This is a genomic window from Lysobacter sp. Soil_N_23 (assembly GCF_057656135.1).
Genome location: NZ_JBDGKY010000003.1, coordinates 72,860 through 94,589 on the forward strand (window position 1 = coordinate 72,860; position 21,730 = coordinate 94,589).

Annotated in this window: 25 protein-coding genes; 14 read left to right on the top strand and 11 right to left on the bottom strand. The window is 67.1% G+C overall.

The genetic code is table 11. From position 1 onward, the window contains the following. Positions 1-2 precede the first annotated feature (2 nt). The 4 genes from AC3A3X_RS03610 (at position 3) to AC3A3X_RS03625 (ending at position 6,740) form a co-directional block, all read left to right on the top strand. Positions 3-335 (top strand): low molecular weight protein tyrosine phosphatase family protein, encoded by a 333-nt coding sequence (locus AC3A3X_RS03610; protein ID WP_487581685.1) that lies wholly within the window; start codon positions 3-5, stop codon positions 333-335. 358 nt (positions 336-693) lie between these two features. After that, entirely contained in the window at positions 694-3,960 is a 3,267-nt protein-coding gene (locus AC3A3X_RS03615; RefSeq protein ID WP_487581686.1) for a S8 family serine peptidase, read from the top strand. Between the two features lie 66 nt (positions 3,961-4,026). Then, the gene (locus AC3A3X_RS03620; protein WP_487581687.1) at positions 4,027-5,421 is read left to right on the top strand and encodes a YadA-like family protein; all 1,395 of its coding nucleotides are present in this window, start codon (positions 4,027-4,029) and stop codon (positions 5,419-5,421) included. A 122-nt stretch (positions 5,422-5,543) separates the two neighbouring features. Beyond that, positions 5,544-6,740 carry a serine hydrolase domain-containing protein gene (locus AC3A3X_RS03625; RefSeq protein ID WP_487581688.1) on the top strand — a complete coding sequence of 399 codons (1,197 nt, stop codon included), beginning with the start codon at positions 5,544-5,546 and terminating at the stop codon, positions 6,738-6,740. A 279-nt stretch (positions 6,741-7,019) separates the two neighbouring features. Here the strand turns inward: AC3A3X_RS03625 and AC3A3X_RS03630 are convergent, their stop codons facing one another. Further along, the gene (locus tag AC3A3X_RS03630) at positions 7,020-7,229 is read right to left on the bottom strand and encodes a cold-shock protein (protein WP_158732419.1); all 210 of its coding nucleotides are present in this window, start codon (positions 7,227-7,229) and stop codon (positions 7,020-7,022) included. A gap of 251 nt (positions 7,230-7,480) precedes the next feature. Here AC3A3X_RS03630 and AC3A3X_RS03635 point away from each other — a divergent pair, with 251 nt between their 5' ends. The 4 genes from AC3A3X_RS03635 to AC3A3X_RS03650 all read left to right on the top strand — a co-directional run bounded on the left by AC3A3X_RS03635 (position 7,481) and on the right by AC3A3X_RS03650 (position 9,378). Then, entirely contained in the window at positions 7,481-7,765 is a 285-nt protein-coding gene (locus AC3A3X_RS03635) for a DUF4031 domain-containing protein (RefSeq protein WP_487581689.1), read from the top strand. A 74-nt stretch (positions 7,766-7,839) separates the two neighbouring features. Further along, the gene (locus tag AC3A3X_RS03640) at positions 7,840-8,301 is read left to right on the top strand and encodes a DUF4019 domain-containing protein (RefSeq protein ID WP_487581690.1); all 462 of its coding nucleotides are present in this window, start codon (positions 7,840-7,842) and stop codon (positions 8,299-8,301) included. 144 nt (positions 8,302-8,445) lie between these two features. Continuing rightward, positions 8,446-8,685, top strand: a complete 240-nt coding sequence (locus tag AC3A3X_RS03645; protein ID WP_487581691.1) for a DUF3297 family protein — start codon at positions 8,446-8,448, stop codon at positions 8,683-8,685. Positions 8,686-8,817: 132 nt separating this feature from the next. After that, positions 8,818-9,378, top strand: coding sequence for a DUF3016 domain-containing protein (locus tag AC3A3X_RS03650; protein WP_487581692.1), 561 nt, complete (start codon positions 8,818-8,820; stop codon positions 9,376-9,378). A gap of 94 nt (positions 9,379-9,472) precedes the next feature. On the opposite strand, the gene AC3A3X_RS03655 is transcribed toward AC3A3X_RS03650, so the two are convergent. The 3 genes from AC3A3X_RS03655 to AC3A3X_RS03665 all read right to left on the bottom strand — a co-directional run bounded on the left by AC3A3X_RS03655 (position 9,473) and on the right by AC3A3X_RS03665 (position 11,390). Further along, positions 9,473-10,234 (bottom strand): ABC transporter permease, encoded by a 762-nt coding sequence (locus tag AC3A3X_RS03655; protein WP_487581693.1) that lies wholly within the window; start codon positions 10,232-10,234, stop codon positions 9,473-9,475. After that, positions 10,231-11,169 (bottom strand): ABC transporter ATP-binding protein, encoded by a 939-nt coding sequence (locus AC3A3X_RS03660; protein WP_487581694.1) that lies wholly within the window; start codon positions 11,167-11,169, stop codon positions 10,231-10,233. Before AC3A3X_RS03660 ends, AC3A3X_RS03655 begins: the two co-directional genes overlap by 4 nt. A gap of 89 nt (positions 11,170-11,258) precedes the next feature. Then, positions 11,259-11,390, bottom strand: coding sequence for a hypothetical protein (locus AC3A3X_RS03665; protein WP_487581695.1), 132 nt, complete (start codon positions 11,388-11,390; stop codon positions 11,259-11,261). Positions 11,391-11,578: 188 nt separating this feature from the next. Here AC3A3X_RS03665 and AC3A3X_RS03670 point away from each other — a divergent pair, with 188 nt between their 5' ends. The 3 genes from AC3A3X_RS03670 to AC3A3X_RS03680 all read left to right on the top strand — a co-directional run bounded on the left by AC3A3X_RS03670 (position 11,579) and on the right by AC3A3X_RS03680 (position 13,448). Then, positions 11,579-11,953 carry a YciI family protein gene (locus tag AC3A3X_RS03670; protein ID WP_487581696.1) on the top strand — a complete coding sequence of 125 codons (375 nt, stop codon included), beginning with the start codon at positions 11,579-11,581 and terminating at the stop codon, positions 11,951-11,953. A 310-nt stretch (positions 11,954-12,263) separates the two neighbouring features. Beyond that, positions 12,264-12,602, top strand: coding sequence for an RcnB family protein (locus AC3A3X_RS03675; protein WP_487581697.1), 339 nt, complete (start codon positions 12,264-12,266; stop codon positions 12,600-12,602). A 258-nt stretch (positions 12,603-12,860) separates the two neighbouring features. Next, positions 12,861-13,448, top strand: a complete 588-nt coding sequence (locus AC3A3X_RS03680) for a hypothetical protein (protein WP_487581698.1) — start codon at positions 12,861-12,863, stop codon at positions 13,446-13,448. Between the two features lie 398 nt (positions 13,449-13,846). Here the strand turns inward: AC3A3X_RS03680 and AC3A3X_RS03685 are convergent, their stop codons facing one another. Then, positions 13,847-14,833, bottom strand: coding sequence for an NAD-dependent epimerase/dehydratase family protein (locus AC3A3X_RS03685; RefSeq protein WP_487581699.1), 987 nt, complete (start codon positions 14,831-14,833; stop codon positions 13,847-13,849). Positions 14,834-15,028: 195 nt separating this feature from the next. Here AC3A3X_RS03685 and AC3A3X_RS03690 point away from each other — a divergent pair, with 195 nt between their 5' ends. Further along, complete coding sequence (locus tag AC3A3X_RS03690; protein WP_487581700.1) at positions 15,029-15,529, top strand: hypothetical protein; 501 nt, start codon at positions 15,029-15,031, stop codon at positions 15,527-15,529. A 90-nt stretch (positions 15,530-15,619) separates the two neighbouring features. Beyond that, positions 15,620-16,279, top strand: coding sequence for a hypothetical protein (locus tag AC3A3X_RS03695; RefSeq protein WP_487581701.1), 660 nt, complete (start codon positions 15,620-15,622; stop codon positions 16,277-16,279). Positions 16,280-16,403: 124 nt separating this feature from the next. Here the strand turns inward: AC3A3X_RS03695 and AC3A3X_RS03700 are convergent, their stop codons facing one another. From AC3A3X_RS03700 to AC3A3X_RS03720, 5 genes are all read right to left on the bottom strand, one after another. Beyond that, positions 16,404-17,111 (bottom strand): SDR family oxidoreductase, encoded by a 708-nt coding sequence (locus AC3A3X_RS03700; RefSeq protein ID WP_487581702.1) that lies wholly within the window; start codon positions 17,109-17,111, stop codon positions 16,404-16,406. A 42-nt stretch (positions 17,112-17,153) separates the two neighbouring features. Then, entirely contained in the window at positions 17,154-18,347 is a 1,194-nt protein-coding gene (locus AC3A3X_RS03705; protein WP_487581703.1) for an acetyl-CoA C-acyltransferase, read from the bottom strand. Positions 18,348-18,426: 79 nt separating this feature from the next. Then, the gene (locus tag AC3A3X_RS03710) at positions 18,427-18,885 is read right to left on the bottom strand and encodes a PaaI family thioesterase (RefSeq protein WP_487581704.1); all 459 of its coding nucleotides are present in this window, start codon (positions 18,883-18,885) and stop codon (positions 18,427-18,429) included. Further along, the gene (locus AC3A3X_RS03715; protein ID WP_487581705.1) at positions 18,882-19,475 is read right to left on the bottom strand and encodes a TetR/AcrR family transcriptional regulator; all 594 of its coding nucleotides are present in this window, start codon (positions 19,473-19,475) and stop codon (positions 18,882-18,884) included. The genes AC3A3X_RS03710 and AC3A3X_RS03715 overlap by 4 nt, the downstream gene beginning before the upstream one ends. A gap of 63 nt (positions 19,476-19,538) precedes the next feature. Then, the gene (locus AC3A3X_RS03720) at positions 19,539-20,198 is read right to left on the bottom strand and encodes a hypothetical protein (RefSeq protein ID WP_487581706.1); all 660 of its coding nucleotides are present in this window, start codon (positions 20,196-20,198) and stop codon (positions 19,539-19,541) included. A 128-nt stretch (positions 20,199-20,326) separates the two neighbouring features. On the opposite strand from AC3A3X_RS03720, the gene AC3A3X_RS03725 reads away from it, so the two are divergent. Then, the gene (locus AC3A3X_RS03725) at positions 20,327-21,217 is read left to right on the top strand and encodes a ShlB/FhaC/HecB family protein (RefSeq protein ID WP_487581707.1); all 891 of its coding nucleotides are present in this window, start codon (positions 20,327-20,329) and stop codon (positions 21,215-21,217) included. Here AC3A3X_RS03725 and AC3A3X_RS03730 read toward each other — a convergent pair. Beyond that, positions 21,214-21,612, bottom strand: a complete 399-nt coding sequence (locus AC3A3X_RS03730; protein WP_487581708.1) for an SRPBCC family protein — start codon at positions 21,610-21,612, stop codon at positions 21,214-21,216. The genes AC3A3X_RS03725 and AC3A3X_RS03730 overlap by 4 nt on opposite strands. Between the last annotated feature and the right edge of the window lie 118 nt (positions 21,613-21,730).

A 21,730-nucleotide genomic window follows, 5' to 3' on the forward strand; every position in this document is an offset into this window, starting at 1 on the left:
GCGTGAGCCGCAAGGTGCTTTTCATCTGCAGCCAGAACCGGCTGCGCAGCCCGACGGCCGAACAGGTCTTTGCCGACTGGCCTGGCATCGAGACGTCTTCGGCCGGGCTGAACCACGGCGCGGAGAATCCGCTGACGCCGGAACTGCTGGAGTGGGCGGACATCATCTTCGTGATGGAGCGCGCGCATCGCAGCAAGCTTGCGGCCACCTTCAAGCGCCACCTGGCCAACAAGCGGGTGATCTGCCTGGAGATCCCGGACAACTACGAGTTCATGGATCCAGACCTGATCCGCATACTCCGGGACAAGGTCCCACGCCACCTGCCCTCTCGCTAGCCACCGTAGAGGATCGGGTCCGCCACCTTCGGACAACTCACGATTCCGTGGCGCGTGTACGCGCGCGGCCATTTCGTCGGCAATAGCGCCGTTTCTGCCTGGGCGGAAGCCGCACGCCCGTGTCTGAGAAATTCCCGGGCTCGCGCAGCAAAAGCGATCGTCGCCTTTCGCATCTGGATGGCACTGGGGCGCTGGAGCCGTCTCTGGAATCGTTGTTGCGCGCCCACTCTTGGGGAAGACAGGCGATGCCGACGGCTGAGGGACAGCCGCGACAGGGAACTCCACACAACTCTCCATCCGTGCGTCGTGCATCCACGGCGACGCTGACGTTGTCGTTCACTGAAATGGGAACTCCTGCATGTCGAAACGACTGATTCCATGGTCGATAGGTGCAGCCGTGTGCGGTCTGGCTGCCTTCGTGGCGACCGCACTGGGCGCCACATCCGCCAGTACATCCAATAGCGGCATCGAACACGCGCCACGCAGGTTCATCGTGGTGTATCGCGATGCGCCCCTGGCCAGCTACAAGGGCGAGTTGCAGGGCTTGCCGGCGCCATCGCGCCTGCAACGTCGCACACCGACCGGCGCCGCGCAGACGGGCGCTCGCATGGACGTTGGCGGCAGCGCTGCCAAGGCGTACGTGCGCCACCTGGAAAGCCAGCAGAGCCAGAACGAATCGCGCATCTTCGCCAGCATCGGGCATCGCCTGGACGTGGAGAGGCGCATGACGCACGCACTCAACGGCGTGGTGGCGCGGATGACCGACGCCGAAGCGGCAACCGTCCGCGCGCTGCCCGAAGTGCGGCTGGTCGAGGAATACCGCGAGTACGAGCAGGACACGGACGTAGGCCCGACCCTGATCGGCGCGTCGCAACTGTGGAACGCGCCGTCCAGCCCGGTGAAGGGCGAAGGCATCGTGTTCGGCATCATCGACTCGGGCATCAACTTCGGCAGCCCATCGTTCGCCGCCACTGACGAAACCGGCTACACCCACGTCAATCCGCGCGGCAACGGCAACTACCTTGGTAGCTGCACCGCCGACGGCGTGGACAAGGGGCGCTGCAACAGCAAGCTGATCGGCGGCTACGACTTCGTCTGCCAGACGCCCGGAGACGCCTGCGCCAATCCCGGCTACCGCGAGGAGCCCGGATTCGGCGACACCAGCGGTCACGGCAGCCATACCGCATCAACCGCGGCCGGCAACGTCCGCACGGTGCAGTTCCGCGGCCGCGAGGTGAAGATCTCCGGCGTCGCGCCTCGGGCCAACATCGTCGCCTACGACGTGTGCTACACCAATATCGCCACCGGTCGCGGCCTGTGCCCGAACGTGTCGTCGGTGGCCGCGGTCGACCAGGCCATCGGCGATGGCGTGGACGTCATCAACTTCTCCATCGGCGGCGGTTCGCAGCCGTGGAGCGAGGCCGTGTCGCTGGCCTTCCTCAGCGCCACCGACGCGGGCATCTACGTGGCAACCTCGGCCGGCAACAGCGGCCCGGCCGCCAACTCGCTGGGTCACCTGGAGCCGTGGACGGGTTCGACCGCCGCCGCGCAACACGGGCGTGGCGACTATGGTTTCCTGTTGCAGGTCACGGGACCCGGGAAAGTCGTCGAAGCACTGCGCATCGTGCCACTGACCGAAGGCACCGGCGGCACCGAGTTCGTGCAGGCGCTGCCGAACTCGACGCCGTTGCGCATCAGCGACCGCATCGACGGCAGCGACGACGGCTGCGCGGCCTTCCCGGCCGACGCCTTACGTGGCGCCATCGCGGTGGTTCGCCGCGGCGGGTGTCCGTTCACGATCAAGGGCACCAACGCCGCCGCGGCAGGGGCGGTGGCGGTGATCATCGCCAACGATCGCGTCGGCAAACTCACGCCGTCGGTTCCTGGCGTGACGATTCCCGCGTTCGCAATGAGTCAGGGTGACGCGGATGCCGTGCGCGACTTCGCACGCGGCAATGCCAATGCCGCCACCGCGGGTATCGGCTACCCGCCCGTGCCGATCCCGAACCTGCACGATGTCCTGGGCGATTTCAGCTCGCGTGGGCCGGCCGGCACGTTCGACCTGGTCAAGCCTGACGTGACCGCGCCGGGCGTGAGCGTCCTGGCGGCCTACTCGGGCACGACGATCACCGGATTCGAAGACGTCGTGGCCGTGATCAACGGCACCTCGATGGCATCGCCCCACCACGCCGGCGCAGCCGGTCTGCTGCGTCAGGCACGGCCGACATGGAAGGTGCCCGAGATCAAGTCGGCGCTGCTCATGACGGCCTCCCAGGAGGTCTACAAGGAGGATTCGGTCACGCCGGGTACGCCGTTCGACCGGGGCGGCGGGCGCATCCAGGTCGACCAGGCACTGCGTGCGGGCCTGGTGCTCAACGAGACCACCGCCAATTTCCTCAATGCCAACCCGGCTCAACGCGGTGACGTCTCCGCGCTGAACCTGCCCAGCCTGGCCAAGGCCGCGTGCGTGGAGCGTTGCGTGTTCACCCGCGTGTTCCGCAGCACGCAATCGGTTCGCCAAGCCTGGACGGTGAAGCTGCAGGGCATTGCCGGAACCGCATCGCCAGCGTTGTTCACGATCCGCCCGGGCGAGTCGAAGGCGGTGAAGATCACCATCAACGCCACGTCGCTGCCGGCCAACGGCTCGTGGAACTTCGGCACCGTGGTGCTCACGCCGCAGTCGGTCGGTACGGCCAACCAGCCGACCCTGCGGTTGCCCGTGGCCGTGTCGGCTCCGCCGCCACGCATCGCACTTGCTCCGGCACGGGTCTCGCTGAGTGTTCCCGCCGGCAGCAACACCATGGCGAAGCTGCGCATAAGCAGCATCGGCGGCGCGCGCCTGCAGTTCCAGCTGGACAACACCGGCAGCGGTTCGTCGACGATCCACGACGCCGCAGCAGGCGAAGTGACCAGCGGTTTTCGTTCCACGTTCTACACCGACCCTGTGACGGCGGGACGTCCTGGCCAGTTCGCATCCGACAACTTCACGGTCAGCGCCAACAACACTCGGATCACGCGCCTGTCCAGTGAAGGGTTCGCCGTCAGTGGTCAGTTGGCAACGACGGCAAGTCACCTCACCTGGCAGGTCTACCGCGATGCCGGCGGCAGACCGGAGGGCAATCCGCAAACCTCGCCGCAGCTGGCGCTATGGAGCTACACCGCCACACCCACTGCACCTGGCGTCGCGATCGATGACGGCAACGTCACCCTCGATCTTGCCGCTGCAGGCCAGGATGTCTCGCTCGCGCCCGGACGCTACTGGCTGGTGGTGTACGCGCGTACCTCCTTCGCCAATCGCTGGGTCTGGTATGGCTCCAATACCGGCGACAACGTGTCCGGCTCCATCAGCCCGGGCAACGATGGCACTGGCACCTGGGAAGCAGGTACCGGCGTCGCTGGCCTGGCCTGGTCGATGACCGCCGCCCAGCAATGCGGCGCGGCGTGGATCGGCGCACCGACAGTGGCACTTGGCACGCTCACACCCGGAAAGAGCCAGGACGTACAGGTGCAGCTCAACACTTCGGCGCTCGCAGCCGGCAGCCATGCCGGTCACGTCTGCGTGGCCAGCAACGACCCGGCACAGCCGAAGGTCGCCGTCGGCATCCAACTCACGGTCACGCCGTAATCCATTGCCATTGAAGACGACGGACCCGCATGGGTCCGTCGCATTAGAACCAATCAGGGGAAACAGATGAAGATCTCGAACAAATCCTTGCTGTCGGCAGCGCTGTCGATGGGTTTGGCCGTTTCGGCCTCGGCATGGGCTGGCGACAGCTGCGTGCTCGACGACGGACTCGGTGCCACCGGCACCGGCGGGGCCTCGGCATCGGGAAGCGCCGCCACGGCGTGCGGCACCGGCGCAAGCGCCGGCGGCGATGACGCCGTCGCGGTAGGGGCCAATGCCAGCGCGGCCGGCATCAGCGCCACGGCGCTGGGCGCGGGCAGCGTCGCCAATGGCGAGCAGTCCGTGGCCGTGGGCTCAGGCAGCCAGGCTACAGGACAGGGGGCAAGTGCGATGGGCAGCGGCGCCATCGCCTCGGGCGCGTTCGCCAGCGCGGGAGGCAATGCGGCCGAAGCCAGCGCGGACTTTTCCACGGCTTTTGGCGCCGGCGCCGTGGCGGACGAAGCCAACGCTGTAGCCATTGGCACCTTCAGCAGCGCCCACGCCACCGGCGCAACCGCCTTCGGTTTCGGCGCAATCGCCGGTGGTACCGGCGCCATCGCGTTCGGACAGAACTCGGCCGCATCCGCAAACCGGTCGATCGCCATCGGCGACAACGCGCACGCGACTGCGGCCAATGCCGTGGCACTGGGTGGCGGTTCGATTGGCGACCGCGCCAGTTCCGTTTCGGTGGGCGCCGCCGGCAACGAGCGTCAGATCGTCAACGTGGCCGCTGGCACGCAGACAGCGGATGCGGTGAACCTGGGCCAGTTGCAGGCAACCAACACGGCAACCTTGGCCACGGCCAACGCCCATGCCGACGCCGGTGATGCCGCAACGCTCAGCGCCGCCAACGCGCACGCAGATGCAGGTGACGCGGCGACGCTGGGCGCCGCCAACAGATACACCGACAGCCGCATCGAAGGCGTGGGATCGGCGACACTGGGCCTGGCACAAGCGCGTGCCGACGCCGGCGACGCCGCCACCCTCTCCACTGCTACGGCCCACGCCGACTCGGGCGACATCGCCACGCGCGAAGCGGCCTACGCGCATGCCGACGCCGGCGACTCGCGCACGCTGGCCTCCGCCAACGGCTACACCGATGCCCGCGTCAACCAGGCGCTTGCCGTCCCGATGGCCGCCATCGACGACCTGCGCGCGGACACGAACCAAGGCTTCAACCGGCTTGACCGCCGCGTCGACCGTGCCGGCGCGATGACCGCCGCGATGGTTCAGATGGCTTCATCCGCGGCCGGCGTCCATACCCGCAACCGGGTCGCCGTCGGTGCCGGCGTCCAGGGCAACGAGCAGGCGCTGGCGCTCGGCTACCAACGCGCGCTCAACTCCCGCGCGACACTTTCGCTAGGCGGAGCTTTCAGCGACTCGGAAAGCTCCGCGGGCGTTGGCCTGGGCTTTGGTTGGTAGGCCGCCAGGGCCATGGACCGTTGTGGCGTGAAACGCGCCACAGCGGTAAACCCATCGTCCAACCCCTGCATCCCAGCTGGCGCCGCATGAAACCGCGCGGCCATCCCACGGAGGCAGGAAGCATGTCCAACGAACCGCGCAGGACCCGCATCACGAGAGCCGGCGCCACGCTGCTGGCAATGGTTGGCTCGGCTACGACCGGTGCGCAGGCCTTCGCGGCCAAAGGCGCGCCACCGCTTCCGCCATTCGCCGCGGTCATCGAGCGCGAAGTGCCGGCGATCATGAAGTCCGCCAACGTCAAAGGTGTCGCCGTCGGACTGCTCGTCGATGGCGAACTGGTATACGCGAAGGGATTCGGTTATGCCGACCACGACGGCAACGTGGCGGTCACGCCCGATACCGTCTTTTCCGCGGCCTCGTTGTCGAAGCCGGTGGCGGCCTGGGTGGCGATGCGCCTGGTCGATGAGGATGTGATCGCACTCGACGAGCCAGTCGCCGACACGCTGTCGTCGTGGCCGCTTGCCGCCAGCGCGTTCGACTACCACGCCATCACCTTCCGCCACCTGCTCTCGCACACCGCCGGAACCACGCTCGGCGGTTACCAGGGCTGGCTCGACTTCAAGGAGTTGCCGACGCTGGAAGCATCCCTGGCCGGCAAGACCAACGGGCGCGGAGCGGTGGAGCTGTTCGCGCCGGCAGGCGACCGCTTCCAGTACTCCGGCGGCGGTTACACGTTGATGCAGCTGGCGATCGAACGCACCACCAAGCGCAGGTACTCCGCACTTGCCGATGAACTGGTGTTCCAGCCACTGCACATGAGCCACACCAGCGTGGCGATGACACCGGCGATCATGGCCCATGCGGCGCAGGGCCATGGCGACGACGGCAATCCGGTGCCGGTGCGCTACTACGTCGAGCAGGCGCCATCGACGCTGACCACCACCGTCAACGACTTCGCGAAATGGATGATCGCCGGGATGGTTGACGACGATGGCGAATCGAATGGCCCGCTATCTGGCGAAGAACTGGCGCAGCTGCGCGAACCGGCGGTTCTCACCACGCAGCGCGCGCCGGACGACGCCGTTTACGGGCTGGGTCATTTCATCGAGCGGCTGGGCGATGGCAGCACCGCGGTGGGTCACGATGGTCGCAACCAGGCCGGATTCCGGGCCCGGTTCCTGATGCGGCCGGAGCAACGCGACGGAATCGTCTTCCTCAGCAATTCCCGCTCGGGCCTGGCGCTGGACCGCATAGTCTGTCCGTGGGGCGCCGATGCGGCGCATGTCGACGCTGCGGCGACCTGCAAGGATCCTGGGTGACCCGGGGCAGAGTCACTGGGTTCCCGCCTTCGCGGGAATGACGGGCATGGAGCAACGACACTGGGTCCCCGCCTTCGCGGGGATGACGGTCTTTCAGTAACTGTGGGAGCCCCTCTCCCGCTTGCGGGAGAGGGGTTGGGGTGAGGGCCGCCGAAGACCATGCAACGACACGCCGAAGCGTCGTCCGCCGGGCCGAAGCCCGACACGAGCGCAAAAAAAAACCCGGCCGAAGCCGGGTTTTTCCTTCGTCAGCGCGTTAGCGCCGCGACGATGTCAGACTCAGACCGCCTGCACGGCGTCGGCCTGCAGGCCCTTCTGGCCCTGGACGACGGTGAAGGTGACCTTCTGGCCTTCCTGCAGGGACTTGAAGCCCGAGCCCTGGATCGAACGGAAGTGGACGAACACGTCCTCGCCGTTCTCGCGGCTGATGAAGCCGAAGCCCTTGGCATCGTTGAACCACTTGACGGTACCGGTTTCACGGTTCGACATTTTGTTTACTCCTTGGAACATGGTGAATTGCCGCTTTCGCGGCGTGAGGCTGGTTGCAAGGAGAAAACGAGGTGCAACGATGGAGTGAATCTTGATCTACATCGGGCCACATTCACGGTGACCCTTGGCTAACTCAGCGCGGCAAACGTTAGACGCTATTGCCCCGCAAAGCAATGGCATGGATGCAATTTTGTTCAGATAGCCCCCGAGCCCGCCCCCCAGAGGCCCCAGATGACCCCGGATTGCCTGCCATGACCGTCTACGTGGACGACGCTGTTCATCTTTGGCGCGGCCGGCGCTGGGCGCACCTGATGGCCGACACCCTGGACGAGCTGCACGCCATGGCCGCCCAACTCGACATCCCCAGGCGAGCGTTCCAGGACAAGACCTCCGGGGCCCATTACGACGTCCCGGCCGAGCTGCGCGAGCGCGCCATCGCCCTGGGCGCCGTCGCCATCTCCCGCCACACCGACCGCGACAAGGTCCGCGCCGTCATCCACGTGGCCAAGCTGCAGGGCCGCGGCGAGCATCCGTGACACTCTTGCGCGAGCTTCACGGCGCCTCATCGGCGCTTGGGCATACTCCGCCCGTCCCGTCCGGAGTCCCCCCGATGACCGCCCTGAGGAAAGTCCACGCCCTGGCCTGCCTGGTCCTCACAGCCGTGTTGATCCCGGCGCTGGCGCAGCAGGCTGCCCCACGCGCGGCAGCCGCGCGTGACATCGACCCCAACAGCCTGGCCACCGCCGCGATCCAGGCAGCGCAACTGATCGACGCCGGCCGCGCCGGCGAGGTCTGGGACGGCGCTTCGACCGTGGCCAAGCGCAGCGTCGACCGCAAGAAGTTCAGCGACTCCCTCGCCGCCCAGCGCAAGCCCCTGGGAGCGACGACAGCGCGACGCTGGACCCTGGTGAGCCGCCATTCGACCGCCGGCACCGAGCAGCTCCCGGCCGGCACCTACGCCAACGTCGAGTTCGACACCCAGTTCTCGGGCAACCGCACCGGGCACGAGCTGATCTCGTTCCGGCAGGACGAGGACGGGACCTGGCGCCTGGCCGGCTACGTCCTCAAATAGCTGTAGGAGCGAGCTTGCTCGCGATATCCCCCAATCGACTCGGCCAGGCCAGGTTCGCGAGCAAGCTCGCTCCTACCCGGTATCCTTGTGGCCCCGCGGCGCCAGGTCGCCGCGGCAGCAGCCATTACCGAGCACGACGACACCATGACCGACACCACCCCGCCCGACCGCCTCTCCAACGACCCGCGCAGCCCGCACTACAACGAAGCCCTGCTCGAGCGCGGCGTCGGCATCAAAGTCAACGGCGTGGAGCGCACCAATGTCGAGGAGTACTGCATCAGCGAAGGCTGGGTGCGGCTGCCGGTCGGCAAATCGCTCGACCGCCACGGCAATCCGATGACGATGAAGATGAAGGGCGCGATCGAGGCCTGGTTCCTGACCTGAACTGATCTGGTCCGGCACGACCTTCGACCTTCAGAAACCGCCGCTGTACGACCTCCGCGCCGCCCATGGCGGCTGCACAGGGGCAGGCGGACAATGGGCTCGTACCAGACCGGTACCCCTCCGGAGCCTGCCATGAACCTGCGGCCCGCCCTCATCGCCATCGCGCTGGCAATCGTCAGCGCAAGCGCGCCCGTCGATGCGCGCACACGCAACGTCACCGACCCCGATGCGCCGCGCGCCCTGCCCGAGCAGGGCCCGGTCAGCGTGCGCTGGGAAGATCCGTCCAAGTTCAGCGACATCCGCTACAGCGCCAATCGCTACGAAGCCCGTCGCGGCAACTGGGTCGAACAACTGGCCGAGCACATGCGCAAGAGCGCCGAGAAGCGCCTGCTGCCTGGCCAGCGCCTGGAGGTCGACATCCTCGACATCCGCCGGGCCGGTTCCTACGAGCCCTGGCACGGCCCGGACCTCGACGACACGCGCATCATCCGCGACTACTATCCGCCTCGGATGAAGGTGACCTTCCGCCATACCGACGCCGACGGCCGGGTGATTGCCGAAGGCGAGCGCAAGATCAGCGACACCGGATTCATGATGGGCTCCAGCCCGGTCTCGGACAGCGACTATCTGCGCTACGAGAAGAGCATGATCGACAGCTGGCTCAGGCGTGAGATCGGGTCTCCGCGGACCTAGGCCTCCAATGTCGTCCCGAGCGCAGCGAGGGACCTGCTGTTGCGCCGCGGAAAACAGATCCCTCGCTACGCTCGGGATGACAAAGCATGGCGTCCTAGTTCTTCAGTTTCCAGCCGGTGCGGAAGATCCACCACACGATCGCCAGGCACAGCGCCAGGAAGCCCAGGATCGCCGCCGCGCTGATGCCGACGTTGACGTCGGAGATGCCGTAGAAGCTCCAGCGGAAACCGCTGACCAGGTACACGACCGGGTTGAACAGCGCGATCTTCTGCCAGATCGGCGGCAGCATGTTGATCGAATAGAACGCGCCGCCGAGGAAGGTCAGCGGGGTGACGATCATCAGCGGCACGAGCTGCAACCGCTGGAAGCTGTCTGCCCACAGGCCGATGATGAAACCGAACAGGCTGAAGGTCACCGCGGTCAGCAGTAGGAAGCACAGCATCCACAAGGGATGGGCGATCTCGTAGGGAACGAAGAAGCGCGCGGTCACCAGGATCAGCGTACCCAGCATCAGCGACTTGGTCGCCGCCGCACCGACATAGCCGATGATTATCTCGAACGCCGACACCGGCGCCGACAGCAGCTCGTAGATGGTCCCGGCCCACTTGGGCATGTAGATGCCGAAGGACGCATTGGAAATGCTCTCGCTCAACAGCGACAGCATGATCAGGCCCGGGATGATGAAGGCGCCGTAGCTGACGCCGTCGACCTCGCCCATGCGCGCGCCGATCGCCGCGCCGAACACGACGAAGTAAAGGGAGGTCGACAGCACCGGCGAGACGATGCTCTCCATCAGCGTGCGGAAGGTGCGGGCCATCTCGAAGCGGTAGATGGCGCGGATCGCATGGAAGTTCATGCCCGTGCCTCCCGGCCCTGGCGCACCAGGCTGACGAAGATCTCCTCCAGCGAACTCTCGCTCGAATGCAGGTCGCGGAAGTCGATGCCCTGGTCGTGCAGGCGTCGCAACAGCGCGGCGATGCCGGTCTCCTGTGCCTGCACGTCGAAGGTGTAGACCAGCGTGGTGCCGTCGGCGGACAGTTCCAGCGGGTAGGACGACAGCGTTTCCGGGATCGTCTCCAGCGGCGCCTGCAACTGCAGCGTCAGCTGCTTCTTGCCGAGCTTGCGCATCAGCGTGGCCTTGTCCTCGACCAGGACCAGCTCGCCGTGGTTGATCACGCCGATGCGATCGGCCATGTCCTCGGCCTCTTCGATGTAGTGCGTGGTGAGGATGACGGTGGTGCCGTTCTCGCGCAGGCGCCGCACCATCTGCCACATGTCGTGGCGCAGCTCGACGTCGACGCCGGCGGTGGGCTCATCGAGGAACAGGATCTGCGGCTCGTGCGCCAATGCCTTGGCGATCAGCACGCGGCGCTTCATGCCGCCCGACAGCGCCATGATCTTGCTGTCCTTCTTGTCCCACAGCGACAGGTCGCGCAGCACCTTTTCCAGGTAGGCAGGATCGGGCGCCTTGCCGAACAGGCCGCGGCTGAACTTCACCGTCGCCCAGACGCTCTCGAACGCGTCGGTCGACAGCTCCTGCGGCACCAGGCCGATCTTGCTGCGCGCCAGGCGGTACTCGCGCACGATGTCATGGCCGTCGGCCAGCACCGTGCCGGAGCTGGCGTTGACGATGCCGCAGATGATGCTGATCAGCGTGGTCTTGCCGGCGCCGTTGGGCCCGAGCAGGGCGAAGATCTCGCCGCGGCGGATCTGCAGGTCGATGCCCTTGAGCGCCTGGTAACCCGACGCGTAGGTCTTGGTGAGGTTGCGGACATCGATGACCGGCGGCACGCGTGGATCCTTTTGCACGGATGGCAGCGCCGCATCGTAACCGAGGGCGCTGGCGTCCGAGCCGCCTTCAATGGTGCGATCGGCCCGGTTCAGCCCATCGCTCCGAAGCTGCGCACGGGCGCAGTGGCCAGCGCGCGGACCATGCGCGAAACCAGCGATGACAACCAGCTGACGAAAGCGGGGCGGACGAATGCGGGGCGGGCATTGGCGGGCGTCGACATTGGGGGGCGCTCGGTCGGGGGGTGTGGACAGAGTAGGCAGAGACTGCTGCCGCGATAAGTCACTGATCCGGGGAAGAATCATCCCGTGAGCGGGCGAATCACGCGTCTGTCGCCTTTGGCACATGAGACGGCGCTGCAATCGGCCACAATGCCGGTTCCGACGATCCAACCCCTGCCAGGAGGCCCCAGTGAAGTTTCTGCTGATGGTGTACATCGACCCCAAGCTGATGGATGCACTGCCGGAGGGCGAGTTCGACCGCATGATGCGCGGCTGCCTGCACAAGGCCGACGAACTGCGTGCCCGCGGCACCCTGCTCGATGCACAGCAGCTGGAGGCGCCGGTCACGGCCAAGTCGCTGCGCGCGCGCAACGGCAACACCACGATTTTCGACGGCCCGTTCGCCGAGGCCAAGGAAGTGTTCGCCGGGTTCAACCTGATCGAAGCCAGGGACATCGAGGAAGCGCTCGAGATCGCCCACTCGTTTCCGTGGATCCGCGTCGGCTCGATCGAAGTGCGGCCGGTACGCGACATGGAAGCAGTACGCGAGCGCGTGGGCGCCTGACAAAAGACTCGTCGGGCCATGCGCGTTGGCACCGGACGGGTCGTCTCGCCTGGTGCGACGGCCGCGGCCGACACTGGCCGCCTCCTCGTCAGGGAGATAGCGGGGCGGCGTGCGGACTGGGCCCTGCCCGCCGCCCCGGCTTTCAGCTGCGCTGAAAGCGCTTACCTAAAGGCCGTATGAAGGGAATCGCCAGCAAACAGCGACGGCGGTCATGGTTCGTGAATGGAGGCACTTGCCGCCGCCCGCAGCGACGTAGGATCGCAGCGCACCGGCACTCCACAAGTGCAATCTGCAATCCACAGGGGAACCCATGAAGCGTCTGCTGTCCGTCCTGATTATAGGTTTCGTGTTCCTGGCGCCGGTGGCGGCTTCCGCCCATGGCAAGAACAAACACGGCGACGACCATCACCACCACGACGATCACGACCGTGATGACCACCACGACCGTGGCCGCCACCGTGGTCACCACAAGCAGGAATACCGCCGTGGCGTGGTCTACGTCGAGCGTCGCGTCTACGTCGACGACTACCCGCGCTACCACCTGCACGAGCCGCCGCACGGCCACCGCTGGGTGCGCAGCGACGACGGCAAGTACGTGCTGATTGCGGTGGCCACCGGCATCATCGCCGACGTGCTGCTGCACCACTGACGCCGGTCGACCCGTGCGCGCAGGAAGCCCCGCTCCGGCGGGGCTTTTTGTTTTCCGGACGTGGCACCGCCGTCCGGCGCCGGGCACCGCGGGCATACCCGGCCTTCACTTGCCCCTGCTCAGACTGAATCGGGGCGCCCTGCTGCACGGCACATCGCCGACCGGCCCATCCGGTCGCCGCCAGCCACGGCCGTCCCCTCACGCTGTCCGGCAGCGCTCCTGCGGATCGCATCGTCAAGGCAATCAATGGAGACCGTAGTGAAGACATCCTCCCTGTCGCGCGCCCTTCCCCTGGCCCTCGCTCTGGCAATGGCCACCGCCTGCTCGACCACCACCCCCGCCGACACCGGTCCGCGCGAGACGGTCGCGATGAGCGTGCAAGCCACCGGCAAGATCGTGAACATCGACTCGCCCTCGCGCCTGCTCACCATCGAGAACGAAGACGGCACGCAGGTCGAAGTGCACGCCGACGAGACCGTGCGCAACTTCGATCAGGTCCGTGTCGGCGACGTGGTCCAGATCGACTACGTCAACGCGGTGACCGTCGACATCCAGCCAGCCGGCAGCGCCGAGCCGGGCGCCTACATCAAGGAAGACCAGGACGTCGCCAAGACCGGTGAAAAGCCGCGTTATGGCGAGTCGCAGGTGGTCACGGTGCTGGCCCCGATCGAGGCGATCGACACCGTCAACAACACGATCACGGTGAAAGGTCCGCGCGGCAACGTGGTCACCCTCGACGTCAAGAAGCCCGAGCACCAGGCCCGGCTGAAGACCCTGAAGATCGGCGACATGCTGCGCATCGCCTTCACCGAAGCGGCAGCGGTGTCGATCAATCCGAGGAAGTGAAGCCTGCGGGCATCCCTCACCCATGAAGACGGGCGGCCCTGTGCCGCCCTTTTTTTGCGGTTCTTCTCCCAAGTGACTTTTGCGTGCGTGGTGCGGGGGAATGACGGCTTTCAGAGCAACGGCACTGGGTCCCCGCCTTCGCGGGGATGACGGTCTTCCAGCGACGATGGAAGCCCCTCTCCCGCTTGCGGGAGAGGGGTTGGGGTGAGGGTCACCGAAGTCCATGCAACGAAATGCCAGCGCGTCGTCCGCCGGGCCGGGGATTGCGCAGCAGTGGGCCATGGATGGCCCACGCCCCGCATTCGGACAGGACGTCCGACCAAGGGGCGGAGCAATCCCCGGCCCGGCGGACGACGCCGGGCCGGGGACCGAAACCTAAAGCGCACCCTCACCGCGTCTCAGCCGCTTACCGGGTAAGGCCCGTCGGCAAAGACCGTGTCGTGATAGCCCTTGCTGCCGACCGCTTCGGCCAGCGCGCTGCGGAACTCTCCGCCACTGCCCAACGCCGCCAGCACGCCGCGGAAGTCGTAGCCCGGTTGCCAACCCAGCTCTGACCTGGCGCGCGTGTTGACGTAGACGCGATCGAGTTGCGGGAACATCCGCCAGCCGCGTGCCGCGTACAGCGATGCGGCCTCGGGGAACAACCGGTGGACCACGGCGGGTGCATCGCGCCGAAGCTCGTCCAGATCCGCTTCGGTGAAAGGCGTCGTCGCCGAAACGATGTAGCGGCCAAACCCGATCTCGGGCGCACGTTCGACCGCGAGCAGATGCGCGTCGACCGCGTCCTCGATGTCGAGCCTGCGATACAGCAGTTCGTTGGCCTGGGCATTGGCGGTGACATAGCCGCTGCGCATGTCGATGCTGTCATCCGGCTCCGGGAAGAAGCGCGAGGTGCGCAGCACCACCACCGGCAAGCGCCGCTTGCGGAAGAACAGCTGGCACAGGTGCTCGGCCGACAGCTTGGTCACGCCGTAGATGTTCTTGGGAATCGGCGCGACGTCCTCGGTGATCCACGCCGCCGGCATACCCGGCGCCGGCGTCAATGCCGCGCCGAACGTGCTGGTGGTGCTGGTGAACACGAACGAGGCGACGCCCGCGGCCACGGCTTCTTCCAGCAGCACCAGGGTGCCGCTGATGTTGGTGTCGATGAAGTCCTGGTGCGGGTGCGTGGCCACGTGCGGCTTGTGCAGCGTGGCGGTGTGGATGATCGCCTGCACATGCGGCATGCGCCGGCGGACGAAGTCGCGATCGTTGATCGACCCGACATGGTCGGTGAACGGCGACGGCTTGATGTCGATGCCGACGGCGGGCCGGCCGGCCGCGCGCAGTTTGCGCATCAGGGCTTCGCCGAGGTGGCCGGCGCTCCCGGTCACGAGAATCGTCATGCGTGCGCTCCTGTGGCTGGATGCCTTGGTCGAGAGTATGCGGTCCGGGGCCGAGTCCGGACTCCAAAACGGCAATCGGCTACCTCCCTCCCGCATCCGATTGGCCCTGCCGACATGGCAATTATTGGCTCTCGCATGGGTCCGCCTGCGCTCCTATCGTCGATCGCGCTCCCCCAACCCATGGAGAGGTCGACGATGAATACCCGGAATACCCGAACCGGCCGCGTACTGCGTCCCCTGGCAACGGCAGTCCTGGCCCTGGCGGCCCTTTCGCTGGCACCGGCGGTGCTGGCAGGCGGCCACGGCCATGGCAATGCCCGCGGCTGCGCCCGCCAGTTCGAACTGGCCCAGCGGATCGACATGGAGTCCTTCCGTGACTACGACGAAGAGACCTTCCGTGCCGTCCACGACGATCGCGCGGTCACCATTTTCGGCAGCGGCGCGGTGCGCTTTGGCATCGACGCGATCATGGCGGCGCTGGCCAGCCACTTCGCCGGACGCGAAGCGGTGTGGACCTGGACCGAGAAGTACCGCGTGGTCGATGGCTGCAATTCGGCCTTCATCCTGTACGAGACGATGTACGAGATCCCGCGCATCGGCTTTCGCCAGCGCGCGCTGACCGGCGTGACCTACAGCCATGACGGCCACCGCTGGCTGGCGATTGCCGACCAGGGCACGCCGCTGCCCCTGCCGTAACCGGATTCCGGCCGCAGCGGGGGATTGGTCAGATCCCTCGCTGCGCTCGGGATGACTGCGGTAGGAATTGTGCGGACATCGTCGTAGGCCATGCCCGCGACTGGCGGCTTTCATCGCTGCGCGCAGATGCAGCTGTGCAACGATCCGGCCGACCCAGACACGGACGTACGCTCGATGACCCAGGGACGGGACGAGCCCACGCAGCGGCACCCTCGTCGGCTGCCCAGCCAGCTTCTCGACCTGCTTGAACGCATGCCACGGGTCGAACTTTCCGAGGACGGACACGCCGCGGTCACCATCGTCGCGCGCCACCTGTTCCTGCTGATCTTCTTCATGGCGTCGGTGCACACCGTCCAGGGTGTGCTGCGCGACTACCGACATGCCAGGTCAATCCTCAAGGATCACGGCGTCGCCATCGCGGTACCGGCCAAGGCCGACACCGCGCTGGATCGACTCCTGCCGACGGCGCGAACGGACTCGGACCTTTACACCTTCACCGTCGACGGGACCTCCTACTCCGCCAGCTTCGCCACCGACGACCGGTCAGTGCAGGTGGCCTACGCAAAGGCCCAACCCGGCCGCTTCGATCGGCTGGAGGCGCTCGAGTACCAGGGCAGCGCCGTGCACGTCGTGATGGGCACCGTGGTCGCGGTGCCGGCGTTCGCGATGGCCTGCTGGGCATCGCTCGCATTCCTGATGCGGTTCGTGTTCCGGATTGGCCGCTGGTCGGATTTCTACGGGCGCGGCTGAGGCCGGCTGGAGACCAGGTCCGGTCGCCCGCACTTTGTCCTCCCGAGCGCAGCGAGGGATCTGCTTCGCGCCGCCGCCTCGACAACAGGTCCCTCGCTGCGCTCGGGACGACATGCGGCCTAGCTTATTCGCTGCCGGCCGACAGATACGCCGCCTGCGGCGAGGACAGGCTGCCCTTGACCTGCCTGCTGGTCTCATCGGCCAGGACTTCCTCGCTGCCGTCCTGCAGCGCGCGCACGATCTGCTCGGCGACCTCCTTCGGCGCGATCTTCGGTGCATCGAACCCGGCGGTCATGTCGGTATCCATCAGTCCCAGGTGGACGCCGACCACCTGCGTGCCCTGGCCGCGCAGTTCGTTGCGCAGACCGTTCGTGAGCGACCAGGCCGCGGCCTTGGAGATGCAGTAGGTCGCCGTGCCCGGCAAGCTGATCCAGCTCAGCACCGACAGCACGTTGACCAGCGCTCCGCCGCCGTTGCGCGCCAGCGTCGGCGCGAAGGCCTGGGTGACCCGCCAGGGGCCCCAGAAGTTGGTGTCCATTTCCTCGCGCGCCAACTGCTCGCCTGTCTCCGACAGCAGCTCGCCACTGCGGGCGATGCCGGCGTTGTTGATCACGACGTTGACGTCCGGGCAGGCCTTGGCGGCCGCGGCGATGCTGTCGGGGGATGTCACGTCCAGCGCGATCGGCGTGACGCCCTGGGCGTCGATCGAAGCAGGGTTGCGCGCGCCGGCATAGACTTTGGCCGCGCCGGCCTGCTTGAGTGCCTCGACCAGGGCGCGGCCGAGACCGCGGTTGGCGCCAGTGACCAGTACAACGGCATTTCTGATGTCCATCGTGCACCTCTGTGGGGGAGTGTGGCGTTCGGGGAGTGGCGGTTACTGCGTACGTTCGATTGCGATGGCGGTGGCTTCGCCGCCGCCGATGCACAGCGCGGCCACGCCGCGGGAAAGGCCGCGGCGCTGCAGTGCATGCAGCAGGGTGACGATCAGGCGCGCGCCAGTGGCGCCGATGGGATGCCCCAGCGCGCAGGCGCCGCCGTTGACGTTGAGGCGGTCGCGGTCGATGCCCAGGTCCTGGGCCGCGGCCATCGCTACGACGGCGAAGGCCTCGTTGATCTCGAACAGGTCGACGTCGTCGACGCTCCAGCCAACCTTGGCGAGCAGCTTGCGGATCGCGGGAATCGGCGCGGTGGTGTACCAGGCCGGTGCCTGGCTGTGGGTGGCATGGGCGCGGATTTCGGCGAGGATCGGCAGGCCCTCGCGCTGCGCCAGCGACTTGCGCGTCAGCACCAGCGCGGCGGCGCCGTCGGCGTTGGCCGATGCGCTGGCGGCAGTGATGGTGCCGTCGCTGGCGAAGGCCGGCTTGAGCGACGGGATCTTCTCCGGCGACACCTTCAGCGGATGCTCGTCGGTGTCGACGATGCGCTCGCCGCCCTTGACCGGCACAGGCACGGACACGATCTCGTCGGCGAACGCGCCGCTTTCGATCGCGTCGCGGGCGCGGTTCAAGGTCGCCACCGCGTACGCGTCCTGGTCGGCGCGGCTGACGCCGTACTTGGCGACCGCGGCTTCGCCGAACTCGCCCATTGCGCGACCGGGTTCGTAAGCGTCTTCGAGGCCGTCGAGCATCATGTGGTCGAAGATGCGGTCGTGGCCGACGCGATAGCCGCTACGCGCCTTCGACAGCAGGTACGGGGCGTTCGACATCGATTCCATTCCGCCGGCAACGACCAGGTCGACCGATCCGGCCAGGAGCAGGTCGTGGGCGATCATCGTCGCCTTCATGCCGGAGCCGCAGACCTTGTTGACGGTGGTCGCGCCCACGGCGTCGGGCAAACCGGCCGCGCGCGCCGCCTGCCGTGCCGGAGCCTGGCCTTGTCCTGCCGGCAGCACACAGCCCATGAGCACTTCGTCGATGCGTTCGGGTGCGAGGCCGGCGCGATCGAGCGCCGCGGAGATGGCGTGCGCACCTAGTTGCGGGGCGGTCACGGGCGAGAGGTCGCCGAGGAAACGTCCCAGCGGCGTGCGAACGGCGGAGACGATGACGATGGGGTCGTGGGCAGGGGACATGGGCAACTCTCGGGGGATGTTGGAGCGAGCTTGCTCGCGATAGGGGCGACGGAGAGGCTGATCGCGAGCAAGCTCGCTCCTACGCGGGAGCGCGGTCGATCACCAGCAAGGTGGACGTCGCCGTGGCGTAGAGCCGTCCGTCGGCACCGGTCAGGCGTGCTTCGGCGAATGCCGCGCGGCGCCCGATCGAGACGACCTTGCCCTCGGCGCGCAGCAAGCCCGAATCGCGCGTCACCGCCTTGTGATACGCGACCTTGAGTTCAAGCGTGGTGTAGGCCTGCTGCGCGCTGAGCTGCGAATGCACGGCGCAGCCGCAGGCGGAGTCGAGCAGGGTCGCGGCGTAGCCGCCATGGACCATGCCGATTGGGTTGTAGGCATGGTCGCCGGGCGTGCCGGCGAACACCGCTCGCCCGGGCTCGACCTCGATGAAGTCGAAGTCCAGCGAGTGCAGGATTCCCGGCTTGCGGCCGGACGCGATCAGCGCGCGCAGCTGCGACAGGCCATCGAGCCCGGCGCCGATTTCATCGACCATGCTCATGCATCAATCTCCAGGTTGAGACGTCGGCCCAGTTGCCGGCGCGACGCCGCCAGCAGGGAATCGGAACGGGCGCGATCGCGTTCGCACCGCGCCATTGCCAGGGCGCCGACCAGTTCGGCCAGCACCGATGCGGCCAATGCTGGCGCGTCGTCGTGTCCGAGACGTTGAAGCGAGGCTGCCAGTGCGTCCTGCAACCGGCGCGAGCCGTCGCTGAACGCGTCGCGGGCGGCCGTGTCCAGTCGCGGTACCTCGCCGGCCAGGGCTGCAATCGGGCAGCCCTGCCCCGGCGCATCACGATGCGCCGCAGACAGATAGACACGCAAATGGGCGGCCAGACCGTCCGCATCGCCCTTGCCGCCGTGCGCGTGATGCCAGAGCGAGATGGAGTCTTCGAACATCTGCGCGATCGCGGCGGCGACGAGCTCGTCCTTCGACTGGAAGTGGGCGTAGAAACCGCCATGGGTCAGGCCGGCCTCGCGCATGACGCCGGCAACGCCGACGCCGGTCGGGCCGTCGCTGCGGATGGCCCGCGCGGCTACCCGCAGCACGCGCTGGCGGGTCTGGAACTTGTGGTCGGAGTCATAGCGCATGGAGCGTTATATGACGCCTATCATATTAAGTTCAAGGGGGGCCTGGGGCCGGGCTCTGCGTGGTCAAACCTTGGCGTAGCGCACGAAGGCGTGGATCGCCGGCAGGGTCTGGTAGTGCAGTTCAGCCAACTGCTCGCGCTCGGCCTTGCTCAGCGGCTCCAGCGGTTCGGTGTACAGGTCGCTGTAGCTGCGGCGCCACCCCAGCACCAGGGCCGCATCCATCGGGACATCCGTGAAGTCGCCGTACGGGCGCCGCGGGGCGATGTAGGGCAATGGCGAGAACACCTGGCGGGTGCGCCACGAGGCGGCCTTGAGCAGCTTCAGGTGCTCCGGGGTGAAGCGGAAGCAGTCGCCATGCATCCCCGACCTGGGGGCGTCGAGGAATTCGGCGATGTCGCGCGGCAGGTGGTAGTCGCCTGACACGAGGCTGGCCTTCTCGATGAACTCCGGCAGCGCGAATGCGGCCTCCAGGAAGGCGCGCAGGCGCTCGCCTTCGTCCGGCAACGCGGTCATGCGCCGCAGGGACGCGAAGCCGTCTTCGTCCAGGTGCAGGGGCGTGACCGGATTGACGCAGGGGGCGCCGGTGTCGGTCGGCATCCAGTCGAAGCGGATTTCTCGGATCAGGTCGACATGGTTGTCGAGCAGCGGCACCGGCACGAACCCTTTGAAGCCGCACAACGCGTCGTAGAAACGTTCCCGCTCGCCCATGACCTGCAACAACACTTCTGACTGGACGAGAAGTTGAACGCAGTGATCGCCGCGTCCCCATCAGATTCGTCTGAATGTGCGCCGGAACCACTCGTCTCAAGCGCTATTCTTGCCGCTAGCGCGTTGCTGTTTCGGAGGCCCGCATGGCCGCATTCCGATCCTTGGGCCTGTCGGCTGCGATGCCGGCTCTGATGGCATTAGCGCTGGCCAATGGCCAGGCGCACGCCCAGGCCGTGATCGAGTTGAGCCACGTGACGCTCGCCGATGCCAAGCTCGCCGATACCCGCCTCGGCAGCGGCGCGGAGCTGGGTGGACGCGAGGACGGCCTGCTGCTGCGCACGCCGAAGTTCGACGTAGCTGGCGGCGGCTTCGATATTGCCGCCGACTACACCTACACGCATTACGACTACAGCGGCCTGGCCACGCGTGATCGCGACCTGCATCGGCTGGAACTGCCACTGACCTGGACCGGGGCCTCGACCACCCATGCCCGGATCGCAGTGATTCCGACCGCGGCGGCATCCTCGAACGTTTTCAAGGACCTGTTCTCGCGGGGCGGCAGTGACGACTTCTCGCTGTACGGCAACGCCAGCGTCGAACGCCTCCCTTCCCCCGGCTGGGGCTGGCGGGCGGGAGCGGGCTACGACGATTCGTTCGGCGACGAGCGCGCCTATCCCCTGCTCGCGCTGTTGCGCGAAGGCGACGCGGTCACCCTCGAACTGGGCTGGCCACGCACGCGCATCGACTGGCATGTGCGTCCCAGCGTCGACCTCGGCCTCGACATCGCCCCGGCCGGTGGGCGCTGGCATGTGGTCAGCGACGAGCGCGACGGTGCCGAATTCTTCTACGTCACCAAGGCCTGGCGCGCGCAGTTGCTTGCCCAGTGGGCGATCACCCCGCACTGGCAGCTCGACGCGACCGTCGGCTACGAGTTCGATCGCAGCCACGAGTTCGAGGACGACAACGGCCTGCGCATCGACGAAGACGTCGATTCGACGGTCCTGTACGGCGTGAACTTCGCGTACCGGTTCTAGTCGACGCCCTCGAGCGTCTGCTTCATCGCCTCCAGGCCCTGCTCGATCAGACCGCCGACCGGCGCTTCCAGGGCGTCGGGCAGCAGGTCGGCGATCCAGACCAGGCGCGTGCCGCCGTCACCGGACTCGAAGGCCTGCACGGAGGCGTTGTGATGAGCGAACGGGTCACCTAATGCCGACCAGACCACCCGACGCTCGCCGTCGTCGACATCGATGATGCGCTCGCGCACCGACATGCCATTGGCGAACGTGATCGTGCGTATGTCGCCTTCGAGGTCGCACCGGGTGACGAAGCCGCGCACCAGCCGCTCATGAATGCGGCCCACGTCGCGCAGCGCATCCCAGGCCTGGGCGGGCGGTACCGCGACCTGGATCTCCCTGCGGATCGATGCCATGCCACCACCTCCGGTCGAATGCGCGTGAAGACGGCAAGCTTCTTGCCTTGCCTGCGCGGAAGATAGCCCGCCGGCGTGCATCTCGATGTGAGGCGCCTGACGTGAGGCGTGGAGTTCA